General features: G+C 63.9%; 26 protein-coding genes and 1 pseudogene. 17 read left to right on the top strand and 10 right to left on the bottom strand.

All coding sequences use genetic code 11. The annotated features are described in order from the left end of the window. Positions 1 to 1,938 (bottom strand): alpha-amylase family glycosyl hydrolase (locus tag C446_RS11800; RefSeq protein ID WP_204365916.1); only part of this gene is annotated, 1,938 nt, incomplete at its 3' end. Between the two features lie 510 nt (positions 1,939 to 2,448). Between C446_RS11800 and C446_RS11795 the strand changes: the two are divergent. Together C446_RS11795 and C446_RS11790 are read left to right on the top strand one after the other, a co-directional pair. Then, positions 2,449 to 2,805: pseudogene (locus C446_RS11795) on the top strand (DUF5789 family protein). Positions 2,806 to 3,139: 334 nt separating this feature from the next. Next, entirely contained in the window at positions 3,140 to 3,751 is a 612-nt protein-coding gene (locus C446_RS11790) for a translation initiation factor IF-2 subunit beta (RefSeq protein ID WP_006673336.1), read from the top strand. Between the two features lie 58 nt (positions 3,752 to 3,809). Here C446_RS11790 and C446_RS11785 read toward each other — a convergent pair whose 3' ends face one another. Further along, positions 3,810 to 4,379, bottom strand: coding sequence for a helix-turn-helix transcriptional regulator (locus C446_RS11785; protein ID WP_006673335.1), 570 nt, complete (start codon positions 4,377 to 4,379; stop codon positions 3,810 to 3,812). 153 nt (positions 4,380 to 4,532) lie between these two features. Between C446_RS11785 and C446_RS11780 the strand changes: the two genes are divergently transcribed. From C446_RS11780 to C446_RS11730, 11 genes are all read left to right on the top strand, one after another. Then, complete coding sequence (locus C446_RS11780; RefSeq protein ID WP_006673334.1) at positions 4,533 to 5,738, top strand: M24 family metallopeptidase; 1,206 nt, start codon at positions 4,533 to 4,535, stop codon at positions 5,736 to 5,738. Between the two features lie 535 nt (positions 5,739 to 6,273). Further along, positions 6,274 to 7,254 carry a hypothetical protein gene (locus C446_RS11775; RefSeq protein ID WP_006673333.1) on the top strand — a complete coding sequence of 327 codons (981 nt, stop codon included), beginning with the start codon at positions 6,274 to 6,276 and terminating at the stop codon, positions 7,252 to 7,254. Positions 7,255 to 7,799: 545 nt separating this feature from the next. Beyond that, on the top strand, positions 7,800 to 8,456 hold the full coding sequence (locus tag C446_RS11770) for an HAD family hydrolase (protein ID WP_006673332.1): 657 nt from the start codon (positions 7,800 to 7,802) through the stop codon (positions 8,454 to 8,456). A gap of 4 nt (positions 8,457 to 8,460) precedes the next feature. Continuing rightward, positions 8,461 to 9,471 (top strand): adenosylcobinamide-phosphate synthase CbiB, encoded by a 1,011-nt coding sequence (gene cbiB, locus C446_RS11765; RefSeq protein WP_006673331.1) that lies wholly within the window; start codon positions 8,461 to 8,463, stop codon positions 9,469 to 9,471. After that, positions 9,468 to 10,229 (top strand): adenosylcobinamide-GDP ribazoletransferase, encoded by a 762-nt coding sequence (cobS, locus tag C446_RS11760; RefSeq protein WP_006673330.1) that lies wholly within the window; start codon positions 9,468 to 9,470, stop codon positions 10,227 to 10,229. Before cbiB ends, cobS begins: the two co-directional genes overlap by 4 nt. Further along, positions 10,229 to 10,876, top strand: coding sequence for an NTP transferase domain-containing protein (locus C446_RS11755; protein ID WP_049920189.1), 648 nt, complete (start codon positions 10,229 to 10,231; stop codon positions 10,874 to 10,876). The genes cobS and C446_RS11755 overlap by 1 nt, the downstream gene beginning before the upstream one ends. 1 nt (position 10,877) lies before the next feature. Beyond that, complete coding sequence (gene cobT, locus C446_RS11750) at positions 10,878 to 11,903, top strand: nicotinate mononucleotide-dependent phosphoribosyltransferase CobT (RefSeq protein ID WP_006673328.1); 1,026 nt, start codon at positions 10,878 to 10,880, stop codon at positions 11,901 to 11,903. A 6-nt stretch (positions 11,904 to 11,909) separates the two neighbouring features. Further along, positions 11,910 to 13,034, top strand: a complete 1,125-nt coding sequence (gene cobD / locus C446_RS11745) for a threonine-phosphate decarboxylase CobD (RefSeq protein ID WP_006673327.1) — start codon at positions 11,910 to 11,912, stop codon at positions 13,032 to 13,034. Further along, positions 13,031 to 13,891 carry an adenosylcobinamide amidohydrolase gene (locus tag C446_RS11740; RefSeq protein ID WP_006673326.1) on the top strand — a complete coding sequence of 287 codons (861 nt, stop codon included), beginning with the start codon at positions 13,031 to 13,033 and terminating at the stop codon, positions 13,889 to 13,891. The genes cobD and C446_RS11740 overlap by 4 nt, the downstream gene beginning before the upstream one ends. Before the next feature lie 81 nt (positions 13,892 to 13,972). Further along, positions 13,973 to 14,386, top strand: a complete 414-nt coding sequence (locus C446_RS11735; RefSeq protein WP_006673325.1) for a hypothetical protein — start codon at positions 13,973 to 13,975, stop codon at positions 14,384 to 14,386. Between the two features lie 125 nt (positions 14,387 to 14,511). Further along, a complete protein-coding gene (locus C446_RS11730; protein WP_006673324.1) occupies positions 14,512 to 14,721 on the top strand; it encodes a hypothetical protein in 210 nt (69 codons plus the stop codon). Positions 14,722 to 14,742: 21 nt separating this feature from the next. Here C446_RS11730 and C446_RS11725 read toward each other — a convergent pair whose 3' ends face one another. Next, entirely contained in the window at positions 14,743 to 15,279 is a 537-nt protein-coding gene (locus C446_RS11725) for a nucleoside-triphosphatase (protein WP_049920188.1), read from the bottom strand. Positions 15,280 to 15,387: 108 nt separating this feature from the next. Between C446_RS11725 and C446_RS11720 the strand changes: the two genes are divergently transcribed. Beyond that, positions 15,388 to 16,449 carry an amidohydrolase family protein gene (locus C446_RS11720; RefSeq protein ID WP_006673322.1) on the top strand — a complete coding sequence of 354 codons (1,062 nt, stop codon included), beginning with the start codon at positions 15,388 to 15,390 and terminating at the stop codon, positions 16,447 to 16,449. Positions 16,450 to 16,493: 44 nt separating this feature from the next. Here C446_RS11720 and C446_RS11715 read toward each other — a convergent pair whose 3' ends face one another. Next, positions 16,494 to 16,700 (bottom strand): hypothetical protein, encoded by a 207-nt coding sequence (locus tag C446_RS11715; protein WP_006673321.1) that lies wholly within the window; start codon positions 16,698 to 16,700, stop codon positions 16,494 to 16,496. A 161-nt stretch (positions 16,701 to 16,861) separates the two neighbouring features. Here C446_RS11715 and C446_RS11710 point away from each other — a divergent pair, with 161 nt between their 5' ends. Beyond that, positions 16,862 to 18,229, top strand: coding sequence for an MFS transporter (locus tag C446_RS11710; RefSeq protein WP_006673320.1), 1,368 nt, complete (start codon positions 16,862 to 16,864; stop codon positions 18,227 to 18,229). Here C446_RS11710 and C446_RS11705 read toward each other — a convergent pair. The 4 genes from C446_RS11705 to C446_RS11690 all read right to left on the bottom strand — a co-directional run bounded on the left by C446_RS11705 (position 18,180) and on the right by C446_RS11690 (position 21,485). After that, positions 18,180 to 18,422: a hypothetical protein gene (locus tag C446_RS11705; RefSeq protein WP_049920185.1), complete on the bottom strand. Its 243-nt coding sequence runs from the start codon at positions 18,420 to 18,422 to the stop codon at positions 18,180 to 18,182. The two genes, C446_RS11710 and C446_RS11705, sit on opposite strands and share 50 nt — an antisense overlap. Positions 18,423 to 18,474: 52 nt before the next feature. Continuing rightward, positions 18,475 to 19,272 carry a hypothetical protein gene (locus C446_RS11700; RefSeq protein ID WP_006673319.1) on the bottom strand — a complete coding sequence of 266 codons (798 nt, stop codon included), beginning with the start codon at positions 19,270 to 19,272 and terminating at the stop codon, positions 18,475 to 18,477. Between the two features lie 50 nt (positions 19,273 to 19,322). Further along, the gene (locus C446_RS11695; RefSeq protein WP_006673318.1) at positions 19,323 to 20,294 is read right to left on the bottom strand and encodes an alpha/beta hydrolase; all 972 of its coding nucleotides are present in this window, start codon (positions 20,292 to 20,294) and stop codon (positions 19,323 to 19,325) included. Positions 20,295 to 20,417: 123 nt separating this feature from the next. Continuing rightward, positions 20,418 to 21,485, bottom strand: a complete 1,068-nt coding sequence (locus C446_RS11690; protein WP_049920187.1) for a zinc-dependent alcohol dehydrogenase family protein — start codon at positions 21,483 to 21,485, stop codon at positions 20,418 to 20,420. A 208-nt stretch (positions 21,486 to 21,693) separates the two neighbouring features. Between C446_RS11690 and pyrE the strand changes: the two genes are divergently transcribed. Continuing rightward, complete coding sequence (gene pyrE / locus C446_RS11685; RefSeq protein WP_006673316.1) at positions 21,694 to 22,230, top strand: orotate phosphoribosyltransferase; 537 nt, start codon at positions 21,694 to 21,696, stop codon at positions 22,228 to 22,230. 25 nt (positions 22,231 to 22,255) lie between these two features. On the opposite strand, the gene C446_RS11680 is transcribed toward pyrE, so the two are convergent. Beyond that, entirely contained in the window at positions 22,256 to 22,642 is a 387-nt protein-coding gene (locus C446_RS11680) for a DUF7322 domain-containing protein (RefSeq protein WP_006673315.1), read from the bottom strand. 269 nt (positions 22,643 to 22,911) lie between these two features. On the opposite strand from C446_RS11680, the gene thrS reads away from it, so the two are divergent. Further along, on the top strand, positions 22,912 to 24,876 hold the full coding sequence (thrS, locus tag C446_RS11675) for a threonine--tRNA ligase (protein WP_006673314.1): 1,965 nt from the start codon (positions 22,912 to 22,914) through the stop codon (positions 24,874 to 24,876). 704 nt (positions 24,877 to 25,580) lie between these two features. Here thrS and C446_RS18105 read toward each other — a convergent pair. Next, positions 25,581 to 25,811 carry a signaling protein gene (locus C446_RS18105; protein WP_239639499.1) on the bottom strand — a complete coding sequence of 77 codons (231 nt, stop codon included), beginning with the start codon at positions 25,809 to 25,811 and terminating at the stop codon, positions 25,581 to 25,583. Between the last annotated feature and the right edge of the window lie 440 nt (positions 25,812 to 26,251).

Genomic DNA, 26,251 nt, shown 5'->3' with positions numbered 1-26,251 from the left:
CTGCCGGTCCGCACCGGATTCCCAGGTTACGTTCCCGTCGTCGTCGACGATGATGAACTTGAATTCGAGGTCCGTATCTGCAGGGACGCTTACATCGTAGTACCAGGTCGGATACTCTTCGATGATTTCGTTGAAGAACGGCCCCACTGCGTCGTCGGGGTCCCACGCGCCCAGTTCGTTGACGTTTCCGGTCAGATACACGTTCTCACCCGGCTCGGTTTCGACTTCGTCGACGACGAACCGGACGGCAACCTGCGTGTCTGTCAACACCTCGAACTCCTCGTAGGCGTTGCTCTCGACACTGTTGGCGTCGGTAACGGAGATATCGTAGTAGCCGCCGTCGACGTTTGGAACAGAGACATCGATCCGGGTGTCCGACCAGGAGTGGATGGACGCTTCGGTCGATCCGAACTCGACGGCTCCTTCTGCCGACCCGAACCCTTCGCCACTGAGTTGGATCGTGTGGCCGACTTCACCCATCGTCGGCCCAACGTGGCCAAGCGTCGGTTCGTCCGTGGGCGACCGATGTTCCCAGACGGAGACCGTCTCGCTTCCGAGCCAGAAGTCCTCGACTGTCCCGTCGGCGTTGACAGCCAGCTCGAAGCCGTCGATCCGTTCTTCGAGGATATCCGGATACGAACCGCCGGGGAGCGCGGTCCGTAAGTTCGTAATCTCGTACCACTCCTCGCTGCTCCGGTTGACCCCAACGAGAACGACGTTCTCGCCGAACTCGCGTTCGTAAAAGATGACGTCGTCGCTGACCCATCGTTCCCGAGTACTGCCGTAGGCGAGTGCAGGGTTCGACTGTCGGAGCGACGAGAGCGTCGAAATAATCTCGTATGCGTTCGTTCCGGTGTCGAACGACGTCATCATCTCTCGGCTGCCAGGGTCGCCGTCACCGGTCATGTACTGCTCGGTACCGTAGTAGACCTTCGGCACGCCACGGGAGGTCAACAGCACCGCGAGACCCATATCGGCCAGCCGTGGATCGTCAGATTCGTCCTCGAGCCACCGCGCCTTGTCGTGATTATCGAGGAACGGAACCTGGTCGAGCACCTGGTCGTGTTCCGCGGCGGTTTCTTCGATGACCTCGACGAAGCCGCCCCAACCGTCCGTCTCGTCGCGTAGCACCTGCCGAAGCTTCTGTCCGTAGCGGAAGTCGAGCTGGCTCATCCCGCTCTCGTTGGCGAAATCGTAGTAGTCTTGATCGCGTTCACCTTCGCCGAGGAACCACTCGCCGAACGTGAAGACGGGACGGTGATCGAAGATTTCGCTCATCAGGGTCCGCTGCCAGCCAGGAGACATGTGCCGGACAGCATCGATCCGGATTCCGTCGACACCTTTGTCGAGCCACAGTTTGATCGACTCCGTGAGGTACTCGTCGATCTCGGGTGCCTGCTGGTTCAGGTCCGCTAGATCGAACAGGTTCGCGTAAATGGACTCCTCGTAGTCGTCGAAATCGTCGATGCCACCGTTCCGGTGGAAGGACCCGTTCGGATCGTCGGTGTACGATGCGACGAACTCACCGTCGTCGTACAACGCGCCGTCCTCGACGTAGTCGGGGTCGTCCTCGTCAGCAGGGCTCGTATGGTTCGGGACGAAGTCGATGACGACCTTGATACCGTGGTCGTGAGCGACGTCGATCAGTCGCTCGAAGTCGTCCATATCGCCGAAGTACGGGTTCGGTCGTTTGAAATCACGCGGCCAGTAGGCGTGGTACGACGTACCGTTTTCCGGGTGCACTTCATCGATGTTCTCGAACGGTGGCGAGATCCACAGCGCCGTGACGCCCATATCGGGCAGGTAGCCGTCCTCGATCCTGTCGATGATCCCCTGCCAGTCGCCACCACAGAACTTCGTCAACTCCTCACAATCTGGATCGTACCGGTCATCGTCCGGGTTGTTCGACGGATCGCCGTCGCGAAACCGATCCGTCATAACCTGATAAATAACGTCTTCGGTGTAGTTTACACGGCTCGAGCGGACCGAACTACTCGTCGCAGTCGGCCGTGCAGTACCTGCGCCGACACCGACGGACGCGATCGCTCCGGCACCGATCGACGTAAGTAGCGTTCGGCGGTTGAGATTCATTTTATCTGCGAAGAAGTAATTCATCATGTATAATAAAGATAAGGGTCGATAGTCACGTATTCAATTATACTGCCGGTTCTCGAGCAGACTGGACTACTGCCACGCAGATGTCGAGAAACGAACTCGCGCTGGGTTGTGGTTTCCTGGGTGTCTTTCGTCTGGGTGTCTCGATCCGGGTTCGTGGTTCGTCCCCGCCTGTCTGGACAACGTGTTCGATCGGTTCTCGCTCCCGGAGAGATCGGTTCTCGCTCCCGGAGAGATCGCGTCACGTTCGACGGTCATGGAGTGAGTGGGCACCGACGGTCGCCCGCAGGTGCCGGCCAGTTCCTTTTGCTCGGTGTCCGGGAAGCCACGCCTATGAGCGGCAACGACCGTGATGCGGACCGAAGTCGAGACCGCGACCGAGCACAGGATTGAGCCGAACAGCGCACCTCCGACCGCGCCGACCGAGTCGAATCGCTTCTCGAGAGCGTCGAAACCGATCTCGGCGAACTCGAGTATCCGGTCACCAGCGAAGAGGTCGCGTCGGTGTACGGCAACGAGCTGATCGATCTACCGAACGAGACGGAATCGCTGGGCAGCGTCTTCGATCGGCTCGTCGGTGAGGAGTTCGACTCCCCTGAAGAGGTCCGCGAGGCCGCATACGGCGAGATAACGGGCCAAGCGGGCGACCACCACGAGGCGAACCCGGAACGAGACCTCCGTGAGTTATAGTACCAACTGCAACGATTTGCACACTGATCGCCGACCTTTCTGGCGATCAGGTGCGCACTGACTTGCAGTAGCTACTATAGACGAGGGGAAACAGGGGTCGCCGAGCGAAGGAGGGAGCGATACGTACTGAGACGGCGTGTCGTTCCGCTGTACCGCCACAACGTCCAGCACAGGCGACCGTGGATGGTGGGACGGACCGGACGATTCGGTACGGTTCCTAGCGAGCGGGCACAGGGGGCACAGTTGCCTTCCTGTCGTCCGAGTCACAACCGTCTGCAGTCGGGCGGATCGTGATAGCAGAACCGATTTACGTTCCCGTCGTCTTTCCTCAGGTATGGATTACGAATCGAGTCTCGACCGAGCGATGGAAGACGTTCCCGACATCGGAGGCGACGAACAGCGGTTACAGATTCCGGACGCGGAAGCCCAGAAAGACGGCGCGTTCACCCGGTTCAAGAACGTCGACGACATCGCCGACGTGCTCTCCCGGGAGACCGAACACGTTCACCGGTTCATCCAGCGCGAACTTGGGACCAGCGGCAAACTCGACGACGGCCGTGCCCGGTACAACGGAACCTTCTCCCAGCAGGACTTCGACGCCGCGGTCGACGCCTACGTCGACGAGTACGTGCTCTGCTCGGAGTGTGGCCTACCGGACACCCGACTCGTTCGCGAGGACCGCACGCCGATGCTGCGCTGTGACGCCTGTGGTGCGTTCCGACCGGTCACCAAGCGCTCGACCGCCAGCCAGCAACAACAGCAACAGGAGGCCGTCGAAGAGGGCAAGACCTACACCGTCGAGATCACCGGAACCGGTCGCAAAGGCGACGGCGTCGCCGAGAAAGGCGAGTACACGATTTTCGTTCCCGGCGCGGAAGAAGGCGACGTGGTCGACATCTACATCAAGAACATCTCGGGCAACCTCGCGTTCGCGCGACTGGACTGAGCCCACACTGCGTCTGGGCAACGACAGAAGGCAGCGTCCGGCAGTTTCTGCAGCACTCTTATTGCTTCCGCAACGACGGCAGTTCGACCCGCGGCAGACAGACGATCTTTCGACGATCGCGCTCGTACCGACGGATGACTCCCTCGTCCTCTAACTCCGAGAGAAGGCGACTAATCGTCGACGGAGACCAGCCGTAAGTTTCGACGAACTGGCGCTGTGGCACCCAGCCGTCGTTTTCCTCGAGAACGAGACGGACGTACTCGGCCGGCGAAAGGCCGTACTCGAGGACCTCACTGCGGTTCGTCGGTGCGGTTTCGGGATCGAGAACGGCGGCTGTCTCGGCGGGGGCTGTCGGGGTGACTGCTCCGTCTTCCGGGTTCGTTACCGGCTGGTCAGCGGAGTCATCGGTGGCTATGGGCTTTGAGTCCGTGTCCGTGTCCGTGTCCGAGTCCGAGTCCGAGTCTGAGTCCGACTGCCGAGTGCTGTGGGGGTCAGCCGGGCCATTACGATCGAGACCGAGTCGATCCGCGAACCGCTCGAGCGCGACGAGAACACGTTGCGGACTCGAACGACGTATCGTTCGTCGCAGGGCCGTCGAACGAGACGAGGTCGACGATCGATCGAACATACGCGATTCGACTGCCGGATTCCGGAAAGGACTATGCACAAACCCGTCCAAAGGGGTCGAGACACGGCCGGCTCCGATCGTGCTTCATCCTGGAACCGGCAGCGTTCGACGCCCTCCTGAACGTTTTTGGTCTCCCTCCGTCCTCGTACTCGTATGTCGACGCAGCTACCGGCCGCGGAGTTCCGGCACCGCCTCGAGTCCGTTCGTGACCGACTCGCCGAGACCGACGCCGGCGCGGGCGTCTGGTTCGGTGCCACGAGTATCGAGTATCTCACCGGCTTCGATCACATCCAGACCGAACGGCCAGTCGTCCTCGCAGTGACCGAGGATCGGGTCGAGGTTACCGTCCCGCGTCTCGAGGTCGAGCGGGTCGAATCGAACCCACGGATCGACGCGGTACACCACTACCGCGACTACCCCGGCGGGGAGCCGATCCACACCGCGGTGGCGATGCTCGAGGGGCTCGGTGTCGACGCCGTCGCCGCCGATGCCGACGGCGCACCGGGCGTGATGGGGTACCAGGGCCCCGCGCTGTCGGAGTTCGTCGACGTCGAGAGCCAGGGCTGGGTTGCCCGGCTGCGCTGGGAGAAGTCCGATGCCGAACTCGAGTTGATCCGTGAGTCCGCCAAGTGGGCGAACCTCGGACACCGCTATCTCGCGGAGTACACCGAGCCGGGCGCTCACCCGGCGACGGTGAGCCAGCGGGCGTCGATGGAGGCCTCCCGGGCGATGCTCGATACCCTCGGGGACCAATACGTTCCTCGGACTCGTGGCGACGGACCGGTTCACGCGGGCTACATCACGGGCGAACAGACCCGGCTGCCCCACGGGCACACCGCGAATCGCCGACTCGAGGCGGGGGACGTGCTCGTTACGGGTGCGAGCGCGAACGTCGACGGCTATCTCTCCGAACTCGAGCGCACGATGTTCGTCGGCGAACCAAGCGACGAACAGGTCCACTACTTCGAACTCATGAAAGAGGCCCAGGAGATCGCGATCGACGAACTCGGCCCGGGTGTCCCGATCGCGGCCGTCGATCAGGCCGTCGAGGCCTACTTCGAAGAACAGGGCGTCGCCGACCTCGCACAGCACCACGTCGGCCACAACATCGGCATGGGCGGCCACGAACCGCCGTACATCGACGAGGGGTGGGGAGACCACTGCGAGAGCGACCACACGAACTACGACGAGGACGACGCCGTGATGCAGCCCGGCCACGTCTGGACGATCGAACCCGGAATCTACACCGACGCCTACGGCTACCGCCACTCCGACACGATCGCCGTCACCGAGGACGGGATCGAGTGGTTGACCTACTATCCGCGAGACCTCGAGTCGAATATCGTGTCGCTCGAGTGACCTCGATCGACGGAGGTCGACCAGTTTGTGATCGAAAAAGGGAATAGACGCCACGACCGAACGTTTCGGACAGTGAGTGAAACAGAGACGGCACTTGCTCTCAAGCAATCGGTTGCACTGTTGGTGATTCTTCCGACAGCGATCGGTCTCGTCTCTGTTCTCTCCGGTGATCGTCTCGCAACCGGTGTTCGATGGGGGACGCTGATGGCTATCGTCGTCTTACTCTATTATACCCTGTTGCACGCTTTCGAAATTAGGGCCAAAAACCAGATGATGTTGCAGGTTTCTCTGAACAGGGTTGGCTACTAATGCCCACATCCGGGTACCAAGCATCAACTAATTTTGCACATGCAACGGGCTATATTACTATTGGAGTGATATACTCGGCAACCCCGAACACGCAGGCTGGTTGGGCAAAAAGTAGTGACTCGTCTCGTCGCCGCTCGTTCGGTATACTGACACCGGTCTCGTCGACGCTTGTCGATGGATTTTATCGTTTCAAAACGTTCAAACAGCGGATTTACGTATCGATGATATGGTCTCCGACAGAGATAGTCGCTCTCGACGGAAGGATAACGACGGGATTAGCGCGGAATCTACGATTTCTCGACGTCACACACTACAGGCTGGAGTCGTCACTGCCGTCTCGCTTTCGGGCTGTCTCGGTGACGGGTTCTCTGTCGGCGACGATACCGCCGACAGTGGCGACGGTGCAGCCGAGGAACCGACCGACGACGCGGATTCGGACGAGGAAGACGACGCGTCTCCGGACGACGACCCGCTGGCCACTGTTTACGCGTACCTGGAGGCGGCCGTCGACGAAGACCTCGAGCGAATGAGCGAACTCTCTCACTCGGACAATCCCGTAGATCCCGCTGCCTGGGTCGAAGAAGGATGGGAGTTCCGCGGCGGCGGCGACGAAGAAGCACTCGAGGCGGTCGAGATGGAAGTGGTCGACGACGACGCCACGCTCGAGGACGTGTTCGAGCTAGAGGGTGCAGCGTTCTGGTTCGACGAGGAGGAACTGGCCGAGACACTCGAGGGCGAAGACGTGGCGACGGTCGAGATTGTCGCCGAGGAGCCGACCGAGGACGACATGGTCTGGCTGCTGGCCACCGAGGACGGTGACTGGCGATATCTGTTCGCGGCGGAAATCGACGACACGCCGGACGACCCCGAGGAGGCGTTCGACGAGCAGATCGAGGACGAAGACGACGACGTGGTCGTCGAGATCGACTGGGAGTACGACAGTCCGACGAGTGACGTTCCCCAGGCTGCCGTCGAGATCACGGAGGAACGCGGCGTCGAGGCCAACCGGATCGAGATCGATACCACTATCGAGGGAGCGTCCACGGGTGCCTACGACCGGGACGACGACGAGTTTACAGCCACCTGGGACGGCGGCAACACGCTTTACGTCCCGTACGACACGGACGGCGATCAGATCGTCGTCACTGCGATCGACGAGGAGGAAGACGAGTCCTGGGTCGTCCACCGGGAGCACTACCTCCCGTAGATCGATACTGACGTCACCGGAAAGGTCACCACGGACTGTATCTACTGTTTGTTACCCTGTTGCACGCTTTCGAAATTAGGGCCAAAAACCAGATGATGTTGCAGGTTTCTCTGAACAGGGTTGGCTACTAATGCCCACATCCGGGTACCAAGCATCAACTAATTTTGCACATGCAACGGGCTATTTGTCTCTGGCTGGCGACAGACAGAACACGAAACCCCCCGACGATGGGGAAGAGACCGAAGGAAAATATGATGGGCACATCGACCGGATACTGGACGTTTTCAGCATATTGTAGCCAGCACGCTCGTCGAGAACCATCCCTGTACCGAGTGTGGCACCTCTTGGCTCGAGTGTGATATGCAGCTGTTTTCGAGCGTTCAACCCAGAACTTGTGTGACACGATCGCTACGAAAGTACGTTTTAGGCACGCTATCGGTGAGAGGTGAGCCACTGTGTGCGGGGACTCACGCTCGATCTAACCGGCGCTCGAGTGAGCTGCGCGAACCGCGAACCTAAAGTCAGCTTGTCCTAGTTACACGAACGTGGCAGTCTCGTTCGACCTCTTTGGCACTCTCGTCTGCGCCGACACGCCCGACGATCCGGCGGCAGCCGTCGCCGCGGAACTCGAGGCCCGTGACGTCGACGTTCCCGACGACTGGGGCGACGCCTACCGCGAGCCCCACGTCGACGCGCCGGAGGGGGCCGAGGTGCCGTTACACGCCCACGTCGCCCGCGCGCTGGCGAGCCGTGGCGTGACTCCGGCAGGGAACGTTCCCCGGCGTGCGGTCGTCTCCGCGTTCGATCCCGTCGTCGAGACGCGAGACGGTGCACGGGAAGCGGTCGAAACTGCGCGCGAGTACGGCCCAATCGCCATCTGTTCGAACTGCAGCGTCCCGGAACTCGTCGGCCGGACGCTCGTCCGCTCGGAGTTCTCCCGGGACGAGTTCGACGCCGTCGTCTCGAGCGTCGCCTGCGGCTGGCGCAAGCCGGCCCCCGACATCTTCGAGATTGTGGCCGACGAACTCGAGGTCGGTCCCGGAACACTGGTCCACGTCGGCGACGACCCCCGTACCGACGGGGGTGTCGAGGCGGTCGACGGCCGTGCCGTCCTGCTCGAGAAGACGCCCCTCTCGGACGTTCCGGACCGACTCGAGGAACTGCTCGAGACGACCGTCACCCAAACGGAGGGATCGGGGTGAGAGCGTGTCGGTGACGACGGTCGTGCTGATCGGCTTCGCGTTCGCTCTCGACCTGTTGGTCGGCGAGCCGCCGACCGCGGCCCACCCGGTCGCCTGGTTCGGTGATCTCGTCGGGGCACTGGATCGCGAGTGGACGGGTTCGGCGACGGGACAGCGGCTGATCGGTGTCGCTATCGCTGTACTCGCGCCGCTGTTGCCCGCCGCCGTCGCCGCGGGTGCCGTTCTCGCGGCCACTCGCGTCGCCCCGCTGGCGGGCGCGGCCGTCGCCGGCCTCGTCCTCTTCGTGACGACCAGTCTTCGCACGTTACTCGAGTTGACCGACGATGTCGTCGCGGCCACGGAAGGCGACCTCGAGACCGCCCGAGAACAGGTCCGCGGGCTCGTCGGCCGGGATGCATCGACGCTCTCGCCGGCTGAAATCCGGAGTGGCGCGATCGAGAGCGCCGCCGAAAACCTCTCGGACGGACTCGTCGCGACGCTGCTTCCGTTCGCCGTCCTCGCGCCGCTGTCGCTGCCGGCAGCCGCGGCGGCCGCCGCGTGGGTCAAAGGCGTCAACACGCTCGATTCGATGCTCGGCTATCCGTCGAAGCCGATCGGGACGGCGAGTGCGCGACTCGACGATCTAGTGATGTGGCTGCCGGCGCGAGCGACGGCCCTGTCGATCGCCGTCGCCAGCGGAGAGCCACGCGCGCTCTCGCGAGCGCGAGCGGAGGCTCGCCGCCCCGCGTCGCCGAACTCGGGATGGCCGATGGCGACGCTCGCGTACGTGCTGTCGGTCCGTCTCCGGAAACCCGGAGCTTACGACCTGAACGCCGACCGGCACCTGCCGACGCTCGAGGACGGACACCGGGCCGTCACTCTCGTCGGGTTCGCCGCGGCCGTTGCGGTCGTCGTTGCCGTCGTGCTCGCGGCTGTTGGGACCCTTGCCTTCGCGGCCACCGGCCTCGAGACGACCGCGCTCGAGACTGCTGGCAACACGGCGTCCATCCCCGTCGATCGGGAGGTGATGCTGTGACCCTCGGCCGCTGGTGCGGTGCCCTCCGTGGTGCCGTCACGTTCCTGACGCGGCTGCCCGTTCCCCATCGGGAAGGCGACTGGGAAGCGTTCCGAACGACGCCGGCGGCGTTTCCCGTCGTCGGGCTGGTCGCCGGCGTGCTCGCGAGCGTTCCGTTGCTCGGGGTCGCCGTCCTCGCCGCCCCGACGGTCGCGCTGGGGTACGTACTGGCGGTCTACGCCGTCACCGGAATCCACCACCTCGACGGTGTGGCGGACCTGGGCGACGCCCTGGTCGTCCACGGCGACCGAGAACGCCGACGCGAGGTACTGAAAGACACGACGACCGGCGTCGGTGCCGTGCTCGCGGTCGCCCTGGTCGTCGTCGCGCTCGCGCTCGGTGGGCTCGGCTTGGCCGGTCTACCCGTCCTCGCGGCCGTCGGCGTCGTGATCGGCACGGAAGTCGGGTCGAAACTCGGGATGGCCGCGATGGCCTGCTTCGGCGAGGCGAGCCACGACGGCATGGGCCGGCAGTTCACCGACGCCGCGAGGCCGCGGGCGTTCGTCGTGCCGGCCGTGGCCGTCGTCGGCCTCGCGGCACTGGGCTGGCCCAACCCCGGTGCGGTCGCCGTGCCGGCCGCGGTCGCCGGCATCGCCCTCCCCTGGTACTGGGCGACCCGTAATCTGGGCGGTATCAGCGGGGATATCTTCGGTGCGGCAAACGAGATCGGCCGCGTCATCGGCGTCCACGTGGGGGTGATCGCGTGGACGCTCTCGTGATGTGTGGCGGGAAGGGGACTCGCCTCGAGAGTACCCGCGAGAAGCCGCTGTACCCGATCGCCGGGGAGCCGATGATCGATCGCGTTCTCGCGGCCCTCTCCGATAGCGCGGTCGCGACGGTCCACGCCGCGGCGTCGCCGAACGCCCCCGGGACGCGAACACGCCTCGAGCGTGACGAGCGCGTCCGGACGATCGAGACGCCGGGTGAGGGCTACGTCGCCGACCTGCTGGCGGCTCTCGAGTCGCCGGCCGTCTCCCCGCCGGTGCTGTCGGTTGCAGCAGACCTGCCGCTGCTCGCAGCCACCGTCGTCGACCGAGTGCTGGCGGTCTACGGCGGCCAGGGGTCATTGACGGTTTGCGTTCCCGTGGCGCTCAAGCATCGACTTGGCGTCAGTATCGACTCACGACTCGAGTCGGCGACTCACCTCGCGCCGACCGGGGTCAACGTCGTCGGAGCCACCGACTCGGATGCGAACTCGAACCAACGGAAGAGCCAACCCATGCACGTCAGCTACGATTCCAGACTCGCGATCAACGTGAACAGACCCGAAGACGCCCGCGTTGCGGCCGACTTCCTGGCCGGCCCGGGAACGAGGGCCGGAGTAGGGGCGGACGCGAACGAAGACGAGAACGGGGTGAGCCGCTGAGATGCGCGTCGTCCTCCCCGCCGGAACGACCGAAACCGCCCTGATCGACGGAATCAGCGCCGCCGGTGCGTCCCCGGAGCTGATGGCTCACACGCCGTCTGCCGACGCCGAGATACTCGAGTACGGGGAGCCGACGACGGCACCCCTCACCCCCGTGAGCCCGTCGGGCTGTCCGACGCCGGCGGCGATCACCCGGGCGGTCCGGGAGGTCGTCGGCTTCGACGTGACCGTCGTCGACGCGGGGCTCACGGAGCCGACCGGCGCGGCGACCGTCGATCTGGACATCGATCCCGGGACCGACGTCCGCACTCCGACGGCCGTCCCGGACGCCGACGCGATCTACGACCGCGCACACGGCTTCGGCGCGAGTCTGCCCGAGGACGATCTCTTGATCGGCGAGACTGTCCCCGGAGGCACGACGACCGCACTCGGCGTTCTCACCGCACTGGGCGAACCCGCGACCGTCTCCTCGTCGCTACCGGAGAACCCGGTCGAACGAAAGCGGCGGGTCGTCGACGAGGGACTCGCCGCCAGCGACCTCGAGGCCGGCGACTGCGACGGCGCGCCGATGGAGGCGGTCCGTGCCGTCGGCGATCCGGTACAGCCGACGGTCGCCGGGATCACGGCCGGCGCGCTCGAGTCGGGGGCCGAAGTGACGTTGGCAGGCGGGACCCAGATGGTCGCCGTCGCGGCCCTGCTTCGCCACGCCGGCGTCGACGCGGCGCTATCGATCGCAACGACCTCGTTCGTGGCCGACGCCGCAGGTGACCTCGAGACGACCTGCGAGCGACTCGACTGTGAGTTGACGGTGACCGACCCCGGCTTCGACCGGCGAGATCACACGGCGATGGAACGCTACTGTGCCGGCGAGGCCAAGGAGGGCGTCGCGATGGGCGGTACGCTTTCGCTGGTTCCCGACGGGAAGATGGCGGCTCTCCGGGACCGGGTCGAGACGGTGTGTTCAAGACTCGGGATCGACGCCGACGGATCGCCGAAAGAGGAAACCGGATCGAACACGACGGAGTAGCTGACGATGCATCCCGACGCGATGGTCCGCGGCGAACGCGTCCCCCACGGTGGGGAACCGGACCGCGATCTGCTCGACTTCTCGGCCAATACCAACCCCGAGACACCCGACGGGGTCGACGAGGTCTACGCCGACGCCCTCGAGACGGCGCGGCGGTATCCCGACGACGACTACCCCGAGTTTCGGGCTGTCGCCGCCGAGTTCGTCGGCTGTGAGCCAGACCGCGTGATCCCGACACCCGGCGGGCTGGCCGCGATCCGACTCGGGATCGAGGCCACACTCGAGGCCGGCGACGCCGCGCTCGTCCCCTACCCTAGCTTCGGCGAGTACGCCCGTGAAGTTCGGCTTCAGGGCGCGGTACCGCAATTCCTCCGGTACGACGATCTGGTCGAGGCCCGGACCACGCTGCTCGAGGGCGTCGAACTCGCCGTCGTCTGTACGCCGAACAATCCGACGGGGGACGCCGCCGATCCGGATGCGCTTGCGGCCCTCGCGGATCGGTGTGCCGACGCGGGGACGACGCTGCTGGTCGACGAGGCCTTTCTCGGCTTTACCGACCGACCGTCAGCCGCGACGGTGGTCGACGGGAGTACCCGCGAGAACGTGCTCGTCGCCCGTTCGCTCACCAAACTGTTCGGCCTCCCCGGACTGCGTGCCGGCTTCGCGGTCGCGAGCGGCGAGCTACGGGAGACTCTCGAGACCGGCCGGCGCGCGTGGTCGCTGGGGACGCCAGCCGCGCGAGTCGGGGCGTACTGTCTTCGCCAGGACGCGTTCGTCGCCGGCACACGGGACCGCGTCGCGAGCGAGCGCGACCGGCTTCGCCACGCGCTCGGGCAGCGATTCGATGTCGCACCCTCCGACGCCCCCTACCTGCTGTGTGATGTCGGCGATCGATCCGTCGACGCCGTGATCGAGTCGGCCCGCGAGGACGGCGTCGCCGTCCGCGATGCGCGAACGTTCCGCGGGCTGGACTCGCACGTTCGGGTCGCGGTCAAGGACCGGGCGGCGAACGATCGGATGCTCGAGGCACTCGATGCGAAGTCGGCCGCAGCGGTGAGCGAAGGCGACGAGAACAGCGGTCGTGGACCAATCCGGGACGGCTCGGAGACCGGAAACGAACCCGACGAATGACCGAAGACGACAGCACCGTGGCCGACGTCGAGTACGACGCCTTTCAGCGTGACGGCGTTCTCCGCATCGCACGCCCCGGAACCGAGTGGCTCTCGACCGGCTGGAACGGCGGCCGAACCCGCACGGACCGCGCGTACAACGTCTCGGTCCCCGAGGAGTGGGGAGCGACCGACCTCGAGTGCTACGTCGGCGACCGACTCGAGCGTGCGGGGTTCGACGCGGCGGACGCGGACCGCGCGCCAGTCCTGCTGACGGGAGTGGAGATGGCGGACGCACGCGGTGCCCGCTGTGGCCCCGTCGTGGCGTACGCGACCGCGGGCGTCTCGAATCCCGCGGCGCTACCGGTCGGCTCCGCTCTCGAGTCAGCACCCGACCCCCGTGGCGAGTCGCTTCCAGCGCCCGCTCGCCCCGAGGGCCGGGAGTCGGAACCGGAACCCGGCACCGTCAACGTCGTCGTCGCGACGACCCGGACGCTCGCGCCGGGCGCGCTGGCGAACCTGGTCGCGGTCGCCGCCGAAGCGAAAGCTGCAACGCTGCTCGAGACGGTCGGCTTCCCGGGGACGACGACCGACGCGGTCGTCGTCGGCCACGATCCCGGCGGCGATCCCCCCGTTGCTTTCTCCGGTAGCGCCACCGAGGTCGGGGCCGCGACACGGGCCTGCGTTCGCGAGGCCGTCAGCGCATCCCTCACGGCCCACTACGCGGATCGGGACGAAACGGCCCCGGCGACGGTCGAGGACGCCACCTACGGCGTCACGACGGACTCGAGGGCGTCGGTGTTCCGACCGACTGTGGCCGAGCCGGACGACGCGTCGGAGAACGCCGACGGCGCTGCGACCAGGTGGGACGGAGAGTGAGAGCGTTTCGAGTGTTGGTCGCCGGACGAAGCCCGGATGTCGGACGCGTCAATTATGATCCTCCGGCCACAATCCCCGTCAATGGCCGAGGACGACCCGTCCGCGATTCGCTCGCTCGCGGTCTCTCCGGAGGACGCCGTCGACGCGTACGTCTACACACAGGAGAACCCCGGCGAGGCCGTCCTCCGGGTGACGCCCCCGTTCCACGGCCGGATGCGAGCCCGACTCCACGTCTACCGGGTCGACGACACCCACCTGACCGGCGCAGTCCACGTTTCGCCGAGCGAGGTGATCGACGACGACGTACTCGCTGCGTACCCCGAACTCGAGCAGGAACTCGAATCCGTCGGCGACGAGGAGGCCGAACGGATTCGCAAACGCCACTCCGAGGCCGTCGACGACTGGCAGTCCCGGGCGGTCGAGGCGATCGTCGACGACCTCACACTCGAGATCGATGGCGACTCCCACGCCGTCACGGTAAAACGACTCGGCTGACGGTTTCTCGCGATCGGTTGCGGTTTCGGGTATCGGTCGAGCGGCCAGCAGACGGGTTCTGTCGGTTACTTTCACTTTCACCGCGGACGGATCGGTTTGACGTACGTCCCGGTGGATCGTCCTGTATGGCACTGATCGTAGACGCGACCGGCGATCTGACGACCGACGACCGATCCGAGGGCGCGGCGACGGCGGCCACTCCCGAGCGCCGACGGATCGACGTCACGGAGCTGCCTGCGGACGGTATCGAGGCGTTCGTCGACGAGAGCGTCGACACCGAGTACGTCTCGCTCGAGCATCGCGGCGGGCGAACCTACCTGGTTCTCGAGGAGTAGCCGGACGGCCGTCGACGCCGATCACGCCCACTCTCGTACCCGTTCGACGAGTCGATCGGGCAGTTCGTCTCGTGTCTCCGGGGCGACCGTGAACGCCGCCACGTCCGAGCGGGATTTGACTGCCCCGAGCGTCCCCGACGACCCGTCCGCGACTGCGGCGAGAGTCGGCTTCGGCGCGTCGAGCGCGCGTGTTGTTGCCGTTCGAAACCGTTCGCTCTCGAGTTGCATCGGCGCGATTTCGTCGATGACGACGCAGTCGATCGCTGGATCGTCGATCGACGATTCGAGAACGCCGGTGAGTCGATCGATCGCGTCCACGTCCACTCCGTACTTCCCGACCCGCGGATCGCCGTCGTACTCGACGTGGGCCATCGTTGCCCGCCCCTCCCGGCCGACGGCGTCGATCTCGAACCCGACCCGATCGCCGTCGTCTCGAATCTCGGGGGCCGTGATGCCGCCGACTTCCCAACCGTCGGCGCGAAGCCGATCGACGGTTCGCTCGAGTACGGTCGACTTGCCGCTGCGTGGCGGTCCGGTAACGAGCGCGGTAGCGGGCACGGTCGTCGCTACGGGCGGCGACACCCTCAGTCGTTCGGCTGAGAGCGACCGGTCGGCGGTCCGACCGATTCCCCCGTCGATTTTACGCCGCCGGGTGGACGGGAGACTATGGCTCGTTCGCTCCCGTCCGACCGCTCGAGTTCGAGCCCGAACCTGAACCCAGGGCCGAGCCGCCGCCGGTTTCTCGCCGACACAGGGACCGCAAGTGGTCTCGCACTGGGCGGAGCCGCCGGCACGGTCGACGCCAGGGGATCGTCCGGTGGGTCGTCGGGAACGGACCCAGGACCGGAATCGGCGGCATCGCCCGACCAAGCCGACGACGTCGCTGATCTTCCGCTGATCGACGCCCACACTCACTTGCTCCCGACTGGAACGCTCGGCAGGGACCCCTTCTCCGTCGACGAACTCGTCGCGTGGCTGGACGACAACGGCGTCGACCGCGCGGTCGTCCATCCACTGGAGTCCCCGGAGAGCTACCCCGTTCAGACACCCAGCTGGTGGGTGCTCGACGAAGTCGACGCCGCCTCCGATCGCCTCGTTCCGTTCTGTACGATCGACCCTCGAACGCTCGTCTACGAAGACGACTTCGGAGCCGTCACGGAACGCCTCGAGCGGTACGTCGACCGCGGGGCGCGTGGCTTCGGCGAGCTGAAAGCCGGCCTACCGATCGACGACCGCCAACTCGAGACGCTCTACGAACGCTGTGCCGACCACGAGCTGCCGATCCTCTTTCACACCGACGAGAAAGCGATGGTCGACGAGGTCGGGCTCCCGAATCTCGAGGATGTCGTGGCTTCGTATCCGGAAGTGGAGTTCATCGCACACGCTCACGCGTGGTGGGCCCACATCTCCGCCGATGTCGAGTCCGACGACCGGGGTTCGTACCCTTCGGGACCGATCGAACCCGGCGGCCGCATTCCGGAACTTCTCGCCGAGTACGACAACCTCTATGGCGACATCTCGGCCCGGTCGGGCTGGAACGCGCTCGCGCGTGACGAGGAGTACGCGCAGTCGTTCCTCGAAGAGCACCACGAGCAGCTGGTCTTTGGCACCGACTCCCTCTCACCCGACCAGCAGATTCCCCACTTCGACCTCTTCGAACGGTTCGACCTTCCCCTCGAAGCCTGGGCGGACGTTCGTTACCGTACCCTCGAGAGTGTACTCCGCTGACTTGGTGACGTGCCCTCGAGCAGGTGGTCAAACGGATCGGAGGATCAGCGGAGCCGTCGGTACGCCCGAATCAGGACCGAGACGGCCGTTCCGAACCCCGGAACCCGGGACGAAACTGCGGCCGCGCCGAGCAGCAGGGCACCGCTTTTGGGACGCCCCTTCGTGAACTCCACGAGTGCGTCGACCAGCGTCGCCGCGACACTGGCGTTTTTCACCCAACTCGACCGACCGCGTGCATTGCTCGTCGCCATATCGAAGGGAACGAGAACCGACGCGAAACGATCGGTGCTTGCAGTTGCCTGGGGTAGGTGCACGGACTCGAGGCTTTGTCTGAGTCGTACGTTTCTCCGGTCGCTTCTGGATTCGTCCGATTTATTCGCGTCCGAAAGCGTGTAGAGACGAGTACGAGGCTATGCCGCCACGAACACTCGACGGCTGGGACCCCGAAGACGAGTCACAGTGGGAAAACGGCGGCAAACGAATCGCCTGTCGGAACCTCGCCATCTCCGTCTACACGCTGTCTCTCGCGTTCGCCGTCTGGGTCCTCTGGAGCGTCGTCGTCGTGTATCTCCCTGACGCCGGCTTCGACTACTCACAGACGCAGTTGTTCCTGTTGACCGCGATTCCGTCGCTCGTCGGCGCTACCGGACGTCTCTTCTACTCGTTTGCGGTGCCGGTGTTCGGCGGCCGACGGTTCAACACGTTTGCGACGGCGACGCTGCTCGTTCCGACGGCCGGACTCGTCGTCGCAGTCCAGTATCCCGAAACGCCGTTCTGGCTCATGGCACTCCTGGCCGCGACGGCCGGGTTCGGCGGCGCGAACTTCTCTTCGAGTATGGATCACATCTCCTACTTCTTCCCGGAACGTGCCGAGGGAACGGCACTGGGGATCAATGCCGGCATCGGCAACCTCGGCGTCAGTGTCGCACAGTTCAGTATCCCGTTCGTTATCGGCGTGGGCATCTTCGGTGCGGTCGGCGGATCGGGGCTGGAAACGACCACCGGCGAGACGCTCTGGCTTCAGAACGCGGGACTGGTCTGGATTCCGTTCATTCTGCTCGGGACGGTCGCGTCCGCGTTCGGCCTCAACGATGTCGCGGACGTCGAGGCGAACGTCCGCGAGCAGTTGACGATTCTCCGCCGAAAGCACAACTGGCTCCTCTGTTATCTGTACCTGGGGACGTTCGGCTCGTTTCTCGGGTACGCTGCCGCCTTTCCGCTTCTCGCGGAGCTTCGGTTCCCCGGCCGGGACGTCGCAGCCGTCGCGTTCGTCGGGCCGCTTCTCGGTGCGTTGATCCGGCCGCCCGGCGGCTGGGTCGCGGACCGACTCGGCGGAGCACGGGTCACCCTCTGGGTGTTCGCGACGATGTCGCTTGGCTGTGTGCTCGTCATCTACTTCGTTCTCGAGGGGTCCTTCTGGGGGTTCTTCGGGGCGTTTCTCCTGCTATTCCTTGCGTCCGGTATCGGGAACGCCTCGACGTTCAAACTGATTCCTGCCGTCTTCCGGCGACGGCATCTCGCCCGCCTCGAGACGGACACACCCGAGGCGAGACGACGGGCCCTCGAACGGGCCGAACTCGAGGCCGGCAGCGTCCTCGGATTTACGAGCGGGATCGGTGCCTACGGAGGGTTTCTCATCCCACAGGGGTTCAGCACGTCCGTGGAGTTGACCGACGCGGCGGTGCCGGCGATGGGTGCGTTTCTCCTGTTTTATCTCAGCTGTATCGTACTCACGTGGTACTACTACTGCCGTCCCGGCACAGCGGTGTCTCCGAACTGACCGCGACCGGCTCCGGGACGTCGACGCCCTCGAGGACCGTCAGCCGCTCGGGGGCGTCCCGTTCGACGGTGTCGATGTCGCCGTCCCCGGTTCCGGAGACGCTGTCGCTGTCGCTGTTGGTCCCGTCTCGAGGGAGTCGGCAGTTCCGGATGCCACGATCCAGGGGTGGCCCTCCCGCGGATCGACCGGACACCAACTGCTGGAGGGCAGTTCCGGGTAGCTGGCTCTCCCTGTGATGGGCACGCTCACTGTACCTTCTCGATCCAGTCGGGCTGGACCGCTTCGTCTTCGTCTTCGTCTTCGTGTGACTCCGTCACGTCGTACTCGTAGCGTATCGTCGATGTCTCACCGCGCTCGAGCAGGTAGCCACCCCAGGTTTCGGCGTCGACACGCTCGAGCGTGACGTTGGCGTGGCGTAACTGGCCGTCGTCGACTCGGACCTCACCGTCCGCGTCGGCGACGTACAGCCGGTCGCCGTCGTCGTCCCCGGCGTCGACTACCGTCCAGCCGGTCCGCGGTTCGTGAACGTCCAGGGTCGTCCCATCCGCCGACGTCGTCCCGGTCGCCTCGAAGGCAGTCATCTCGAGTTGTGAGTGTGTCAGCGTATCGGGGAACGTGTGGTTCGCGGGACCGGTCGCGTTCTCGCCGGCCGTCGACTCGACGATCGCGCTCGGCTCGTCGTCGTACTCGTAGCGGAGTTCGTCGCCCGATTCCGCCAGTCGGTCCGCGAGTTCCTGTTCGCTCGCGGCAGTGATCTGCGTGTACTGCCGGTCGTCGCCGGTCCAGTAGTGGTCGTAGGTGACGGTTTCGAACGAGATGAGCAACCGCTGTTCGTCCGTCGACGCGTCGACGATCGATTCCCGGGACACGAACTGTGACTCGTCGACCGTGATCGACTCGGAAACCGCAAACGAGCCGTCGAGCTCGCTCTGTTCGGCGGGAGACGAAGCGGTTGCGGCGGTGGGCGTGTAGAGGGCGAGGAGCCCGCCCGCGGCGAGGGCAAGCAGGGCAACTGCCCCGACGATGGCGTACCGTCGGTCCATGCCCGATATTGAAAATACTCAACAAAAAGGTTCCGGAATATTGTCCGCCGTCACTCGAGTGCGGTTCGGAGATCGGCGACGGCGTCGTCGTAGGCCTCGTGTGCTCGCTCGAGATCGATCGGGCCGCCGACCATCCCGAAGAAGCCGTGGACCACGTCGTCGTAGTGGTGGTGGGAAACCGGAACCCCGTCGTCCTTGAGGCGATCGGCGTAGGCCCCCCCGTCGTCCCGGAGGGGATCGAACCCCGCCGTGACGACCGTCGCGGGCGGCAGGTCCGAGAGGTCGTTCGCCCGACGCGGAAGGGCGTAGACGTTCCCCCGGTCGATCTCGTCCGCGAAGTACTGGTCGGCGAACCAGTCGACCTCGTCGGCCGTGAGGAAGTAACCCTCGCCGTTCTCCTCGTAGGCCGTCGTCTCGGTCACGTCGCCAGTACTCGGGTAGATCAACAGCTGGTAAGCCGGCTCGAGACCGTCGTGATCGCGCGCGAAAAGCGCCGTTGCGGCCGCGAGGTTGCCGCCCGCACTGTCGCCTGCGACCACGATTCGTTCCGGGTCGGCTCCGAGGTCGGGTGCGTTCTCGGCCGCCCACTCGAGGGCCGCACAACAGTCCCGCAGCGCCGCGGGGAAGGGGTGTTCGGGGGCGAGTCGGTAGTCGACGCTGACGACGGGGTAACCCGACTCGGCAGCGAGTTTGCGACAGGTCACGTCGTGGGTCTCGAGGCTGCCGACGACCCACCCGCCGCCGTGGAAGTAGAGCACCAGGGGATCGTTACCGGCCTCGAGTTCGCCGTCGGTCCGCGGCTCGTAGTACCTGATCGGCAGGTCGTCGTCCGGCCCATTGATCGTCCGGTCTTCGACCCTCTCGAGATCGATCTCCGCCCTGGCACCGACCTGGAGCTGTTCGAACAGGTCCCGTGCTTCTGCGGGCGATACCTCCTCGAAGTCGGGCACGTCGACCGACTCGTACATTCGGAGAAACGACTGTACGTCGGGGTGGGGTTCGTCGGCACGCGGTAGTGTCATCTACTGGATGTTTCCTCTGTCGGCTGAAAAAGATACGGTCCAGCGGTCTATCGTGAAGTTCGAACCGCGCTGTCGACCCGGCCCCGACGACCAGTGGTGTCCACCAGACCGATAGCAGCGGGGTTAGCTACTGAAATCGTTACAGACGGGAATTCCGACGGTGTCGAAATCGGTCATTGCTTCGAGTTCGTCGGGCACTTGATGAATATCGATCGTCTTTTCGACGAGTGCGGTCGGATCGAGTTTGCCACTCTGGATCATATCCAGCATCTCCGGGTAGCGAGACGGCTGGAGCCCCAGGGAACCGATAACCTCGATTTCCTTGGCGACGATTTCGTCGGTCGGAAGCGGAATTTCTCCCCGTTCGTCGCTTGTGGTAAGTCCGATCTGGACGTGGCGGCCACCGTTTCCGAGCGAGTCGACCGCGTTTCGACACGTCGTTTCGATCTCGAGCGCATCGACGGACACGTCGGCACCGCCGTTCGTGATATCGTGAACTTCCGTCACTGGGTCGTCGACCTCCGCTGCGTTGACCGTCGCTACAGCGCCGAGTTCCTCGGCCCTCTCGAGTTTGGCGTCCATGAGGTCGACGCCGATGACGTTCGCACCCAGCGCGTTCGCAATGTGAACTGCCGAGAGCCCGATCCCGCCACAGCCGTGAACGACGACGTCCTCGCCGTTTCCGACGTCTCCCTGGTGTGCCATCCCGTGATAGGACGTCATGAATCGGCAGCCACAGCCAGCAGCGGTTTCGACGTCGATGCCATCCGGAAGTGGGACAGCATTGATATCACCGTTCGGGATATGAACCTCCTCGGCGAAGGCACCCGGCGCTTCGTTCATGAAGCCGAGCCCGATGTGGTTTTCACAGATATTTTCACGACCGTTTCGACAGAGCGAACACTTCCCGCAGGCGAAATTGAACGGGATCGCGATCTCCTGTCCCTCCTCGACGTTCTCGACATCGTCACCGACCTCGACGACGGTACCAGTCGGCTCGTGACCGAGGATGTGTGGCGGCTCCGGGCGGTAGCCAAACCAGTCCCAGTCTCCCTGCCAACAGTGCCAGTCACTCCGACAGACGCCACAGCCCTCTACCGCCGCGACCACGCCGTGAGGTTCCGGGTCCGGCCGCTCGAGTTCCTGTACGTCGAGTGGCTCTCGAAACTCCTCGAGGACGACGGCTTGCATCGACATGGCGTGACTCCACACACCAAACTAGAATATAAATCCTCGCGCCTTCTTGACCGGTACTCGTCCCCACCGGCCTGGAGTTCCTCCGTCACGAACCACAGCGGTCGACTAGGGACAGCCCAACAGGGAGCCGGCCGCTCTCTGTCGATCGGGGAGTCGGCCCGTTCCACACCGCTTATTTCGGTGGGGGACGCCCCTTCGAGCAATGACCGATCAGGACACCCAGGCGCTCATCGAGGCGCTTCGTGACGCTGATGCCGTCAAGTTCGGCGAGTTCGAACTCTCTCACGGCGGCACGAGCGAGTACTACGTCGACAAGTACCTCTTCGAGACCGACCCACGCTGTCTCGACGCCATCGCCGACGCGTTCGCCGAGCGGGTCGACGAGGGTGACAAACTCGCCGGCGTCGCACTCGGTGCCGTCCCGCTGGCGGCGGCGACCAGCGTCGCAGCCGACGCCCCCTACGTGATCGCACGCAAGCAGCGCAAGGAGTACGGCACCGGCAACCTGATCGAAGGACGACTCGAGGATGGCGAAGAGGTCGTCGTCCTCGAGGATATCGTGACCACCGGCACGAGCCTGGTCGAGGCCATCGAGGCGCTACGGGACGCCGGCGCGACGGTGAATCGCGCGCTCGTCGTCGTCGACCGCGAGGAGGGTGGTCGCGAGAACGTCGAGGACGCGGACGTCGAGATGGAGTCGCTGGTGACGGCAAGCGAGTTGCTCGCCGATCGGGACTGAACACACCGTCGCGGGTGCCGTCACACTACGCTTCCTGTCGTACCCTGTACCGACGGTAGACCACGACCGACAGGGCAAGGGCTCCCACCCCGGCGGCCGCGAGCACGCCGCCAACGACCCACTGGCCGCGAAAACCGATCAGCATCACGCCGAGACTCGCCGCGAGAACCCCACCGTGGACGAGAGCACCGACCGTGACGAACGCCAGCAGCGTCGCTCGCTCGATCGACCCGAGCGCGTCCGCGATGTCGTCGTCCGCCTCACTCTCGCTGCCGTCGGAACCGCTGCCGAACGGGTCCTCGAGTGGATCTCCCCCGAGTGGATCGTCCAACGGGTCGCCTTCGAGTGGATCGTCCAGAGGATCACCCGCTAGCGGGTCCTCGAGCGGATCGTCGTCCGATGGGTCCGGCACGGTCGCCCTTCTTCTCTCGGGGGCAAAACCGTTCGCCCTACGACACGGGGGTTCGTGCTCGTGGCGACAGCCCCATCACAACGTTTTTATTCCGCTCGAGACTACGCGTAGCCACGATGGTAGGTGTCCGCTTTACAGGGGCGTTCGCCCGCTTCTAACCACTCACACCTACCGCCTGCTGCGTTCACGATCGCACGCAGCCAGGCGGCCAGCGCGGACACTCGGACGAACTTCTCACAGAAGTTCCAGCGCCAGCACTAGCCACACCCATGTCAGAATCAGAACCAGAATCAGGATCGCAGGAACGGATCGCGGTAGTACTGCCGGACGGATCGAAACTCGAGGTCGACGCGGACGCGACCGTCGAGGACTGTGCCTACGAGATCGGTCCCGGACTCGGCAGCGACACTGTCGCCGGCAAACTCGACGGGGACCTCGTCGCCAAGGAACAACCGGTCTACGACGGTGCCGAACTCGAGATCGTCACCGACGATGGCGGCGAGGAGTATCTCCGCGTGATGCGCCACTCCGCCTCGCACTGTCTCGCCCAGGCCGTCGAACGCCTGTTCGACGACGACGAAGTCAAACTCGCTATCGGACCGCCGACGGACGAGGGGTTCTACTACGACTTCGACAACCTAGACGTCGACGAGGACGACCTCGCGGAGATCGAGACCGAGATAGAAGCGATCGTCGAGGCCGACTACGAAATCGAACGCGAGGCGGTCTCGATCGACGAAGCAAAAGAGCGTCTCGAGGACGAACCCTACAAACTCGAGCTTTTAGCGGAGTTCGCCGACGAAAACGAGCAGGTCACCTTCTACAAGCAGGGCGAGTGGGAGGACCTCTGTGCTGGCCCGCACGTCGATTCGACGGGCGAGATCGGCGCGGTCGAACTGCTCGAGATCGCCGGTGCCTACTGGCGCGGCGACGAGAAAAACGAGATGCAGACCCGTATCTACGGCACCGCGTTCGCCGAGGAGAGTGATCTCGAGGACTTCCTCGAGCGCAAGCGCGAGGCCGAGAAGCGGGACCACCGCCGGATCGGAAACGAAATGAATCTCTTCTCGATCCAGGACGTGACTGGTCCGGGTCTGCCGCTGTACCACCCGCCGGGGAAGACCGTACTGAAGGAACTCGAGGACTTCGTCGAGGACCTCAATCAGGACGCGGACTACGACTACGTCGAGACTCCCCACGTCTTCAAGACCGATCTCTGGCACCGCTCGGGCCACTACGAGAACTACGCCGACGACATGTTCATCTTCGACGTCGGCGACGACGAGTTTGGCCTGAAGCCGATGAACTGTCCCGGCCACGCCGCCATCTTCCAGGACCAGTCCTGGAGCTACCGTGATCTCCCGATCCGGTACGCCGAGAACGGCAAAGTGTACCGCAAAGAACAGCGTGGCGAACTCTCCGGACTCTCACGGGTCTGGTCCTTTACGATCGACGACGGCCACCTGTTTATCCGACCCGATCAGATTCGAAGCGAGGTCGAGCAGATCATGGACATGATCACGGACGTCCTGGAGACGTTCGACCTCGAGTACGAGATGGCGCTGGCGACCCGGCCGGAGAAGTCAGTCGGGTCCGACGAAATCTGGAAGAAAGCAGAAGACCAGCTTCGAAGCGTCCTCGAGGACCGCGAGCACGACTACGAGATCGAGGACGGTGACGGTGCCTTCTACGGGCCCAAGATCGACTTCGCGTTCGAGGACGCCATCGGCCGTAGCTGGGACGGGCCAACCGTCCAGCTGGATTTCAACATGCCCGAGCGGTTCGACCTCTCTTACGTGGGCGAGGACAACGAAGAGCACCGCCCGGTGATGATCCACCGCGCGCTGTATGGCAGCTACGAGCGGTTCTTCATGATGCTCATCGAGCACTACGAGGGCAAGTTCCCGTTCTGGCTGGCTCCCGAACAGCTCCGCGTACTGCCGATCTCCGACGAGAACCTCGGCTATGCCTACGAGATCGCTGGCGAGTTCGAGCAGTTCCGTGTCGAGGTCGACGATCGCGACTCTACCCTCGAGCGGAAGATCCGTGCGGCCCACGACGATCGGGTCCCCTACCAGATCATCGTCGGCGACAACGAGGAGGACGACGGCAACATTTCGGTCCGGGATCGCTTCGAGGATCAGGAGTACGATGTCGAGATCGACGAGTTCAAGCGCCACCTCGAGGCCGAACGTGACGAGAGGCGGACGGAGCCGGACTTCCTGCAGGACTGAACGGCGTCCGTTGCCCCAGTCCGCGGGAGGGTGACAGCCCATCCCGATCGATCTCCTCTGAACTGAACGTGTATCGAGGAGAGGCGTGTTCGGGAAAGTAAAAACGGGACGTGAGTGTGTTGGACGTAATTCCGAAGTTCGACAGGGAAACCGCTAACTTTCAGATTAACCGTCTCACACAACCGAGTTCGGTACTCTTCTTGTGTCGATTCCGATAACTGCCGACAGAGTTGCTCGGCCTGATCTCGGACCGGAAAGCTACTCCCGGAATACGCGATAACCTGTTGTGCTAACTCGTATTGTGTCGGGGTACCAGCACGAATCGTTTCGAGAAACCGGCTGTGATGGTATTTGAACGAATGGCACTGTCGAAACCGTTGTCTTGTGATGGGGCTCAGTAGCTGTGCTGAATACAGAGCGCAAATGTGGCACAAAACTTGACTCGATTTGCAACGGTGGTGGTCGCTACGTGTAGGAAATATAGGTGCTACCATTAATATCTATCACACTCTTCTTGGAAGAAATAAGTACAACATTCAGAGCGTGGAGTATACTTCTCAACTCGAGCGACGTAGATCCCCGTCCCGTGATCAAGAATTTACAGCGCCAATGGACAATCCGGTACAGTGCGTGAACGCGGTCTCGATCTTGCCTCCTCCTGTGAATTGTCCTGCTTCGTCTCCCTGTTCTTCACATTAATCGTGTTAGTCGGCTTCTGTGTATCTTCCAGCTATATATCCAAATATGAGTGTCATGAACTCCGTCAGTGGAGAGGCGAGTTCTGCTATTCCGACAGCAACAAGCAGTAATATCACCAAAAATCCTATCGTGAAAAGGAAGGCGATTATTCCACCCCAATCAGCTTCCCCGGTGCCTAACAGTGATTTGAACCCTACTGCTTCGGAAGTTCGATTCTGAATTGGTTCCACGACCATACAATGAGCGACGCCAAACACCTATTTAAAAAATATTGGGTGCACAACATATTTTGTGGATGGGTGAACATTCAACCATATAGATTCCCAGCACTCCAGGCCGGTCGTCGGACCAATTGCAGTAAGTACACACTTCACCGCATGTACTGGATATTTGACTCTTCGTGTTGATCACATTCCGCCCACGTAGCACAGTCGTGCGTTGTATACAGCACATCTGCCGAAAATGCTAATTTCCCAACTCATGTATCTACGTAAGTTCGTGCGGCACTATTCAACAATTATTTGTTGTATTTCCTGAAGCAAGCGAGGCTACCGTGCTGTACTAATGCTCTGACGGCACCGTAGAAAGGGGTGTTCCGCCGGGAACACCCCGACCCAGCAAAACAGTGTGATCACTCCGAATAAGCGATTCACTCACTGGCATGACTCTCGACAGA

Origin of the sequence: Halobiforma nitratireducens JCM 10879 (assembly GCF_000337895.1) — an archaeon.
Taxonomy (GTDB): Archaea; Halobacteriota; Halobacteria; order Halobacteriales; family Natrialbaceae; genus Natronobacterium; species Natronobacterium nitratireducens.
This window is presented reverse-complemented; position numbering and strand designations above follow the sequence as displayed.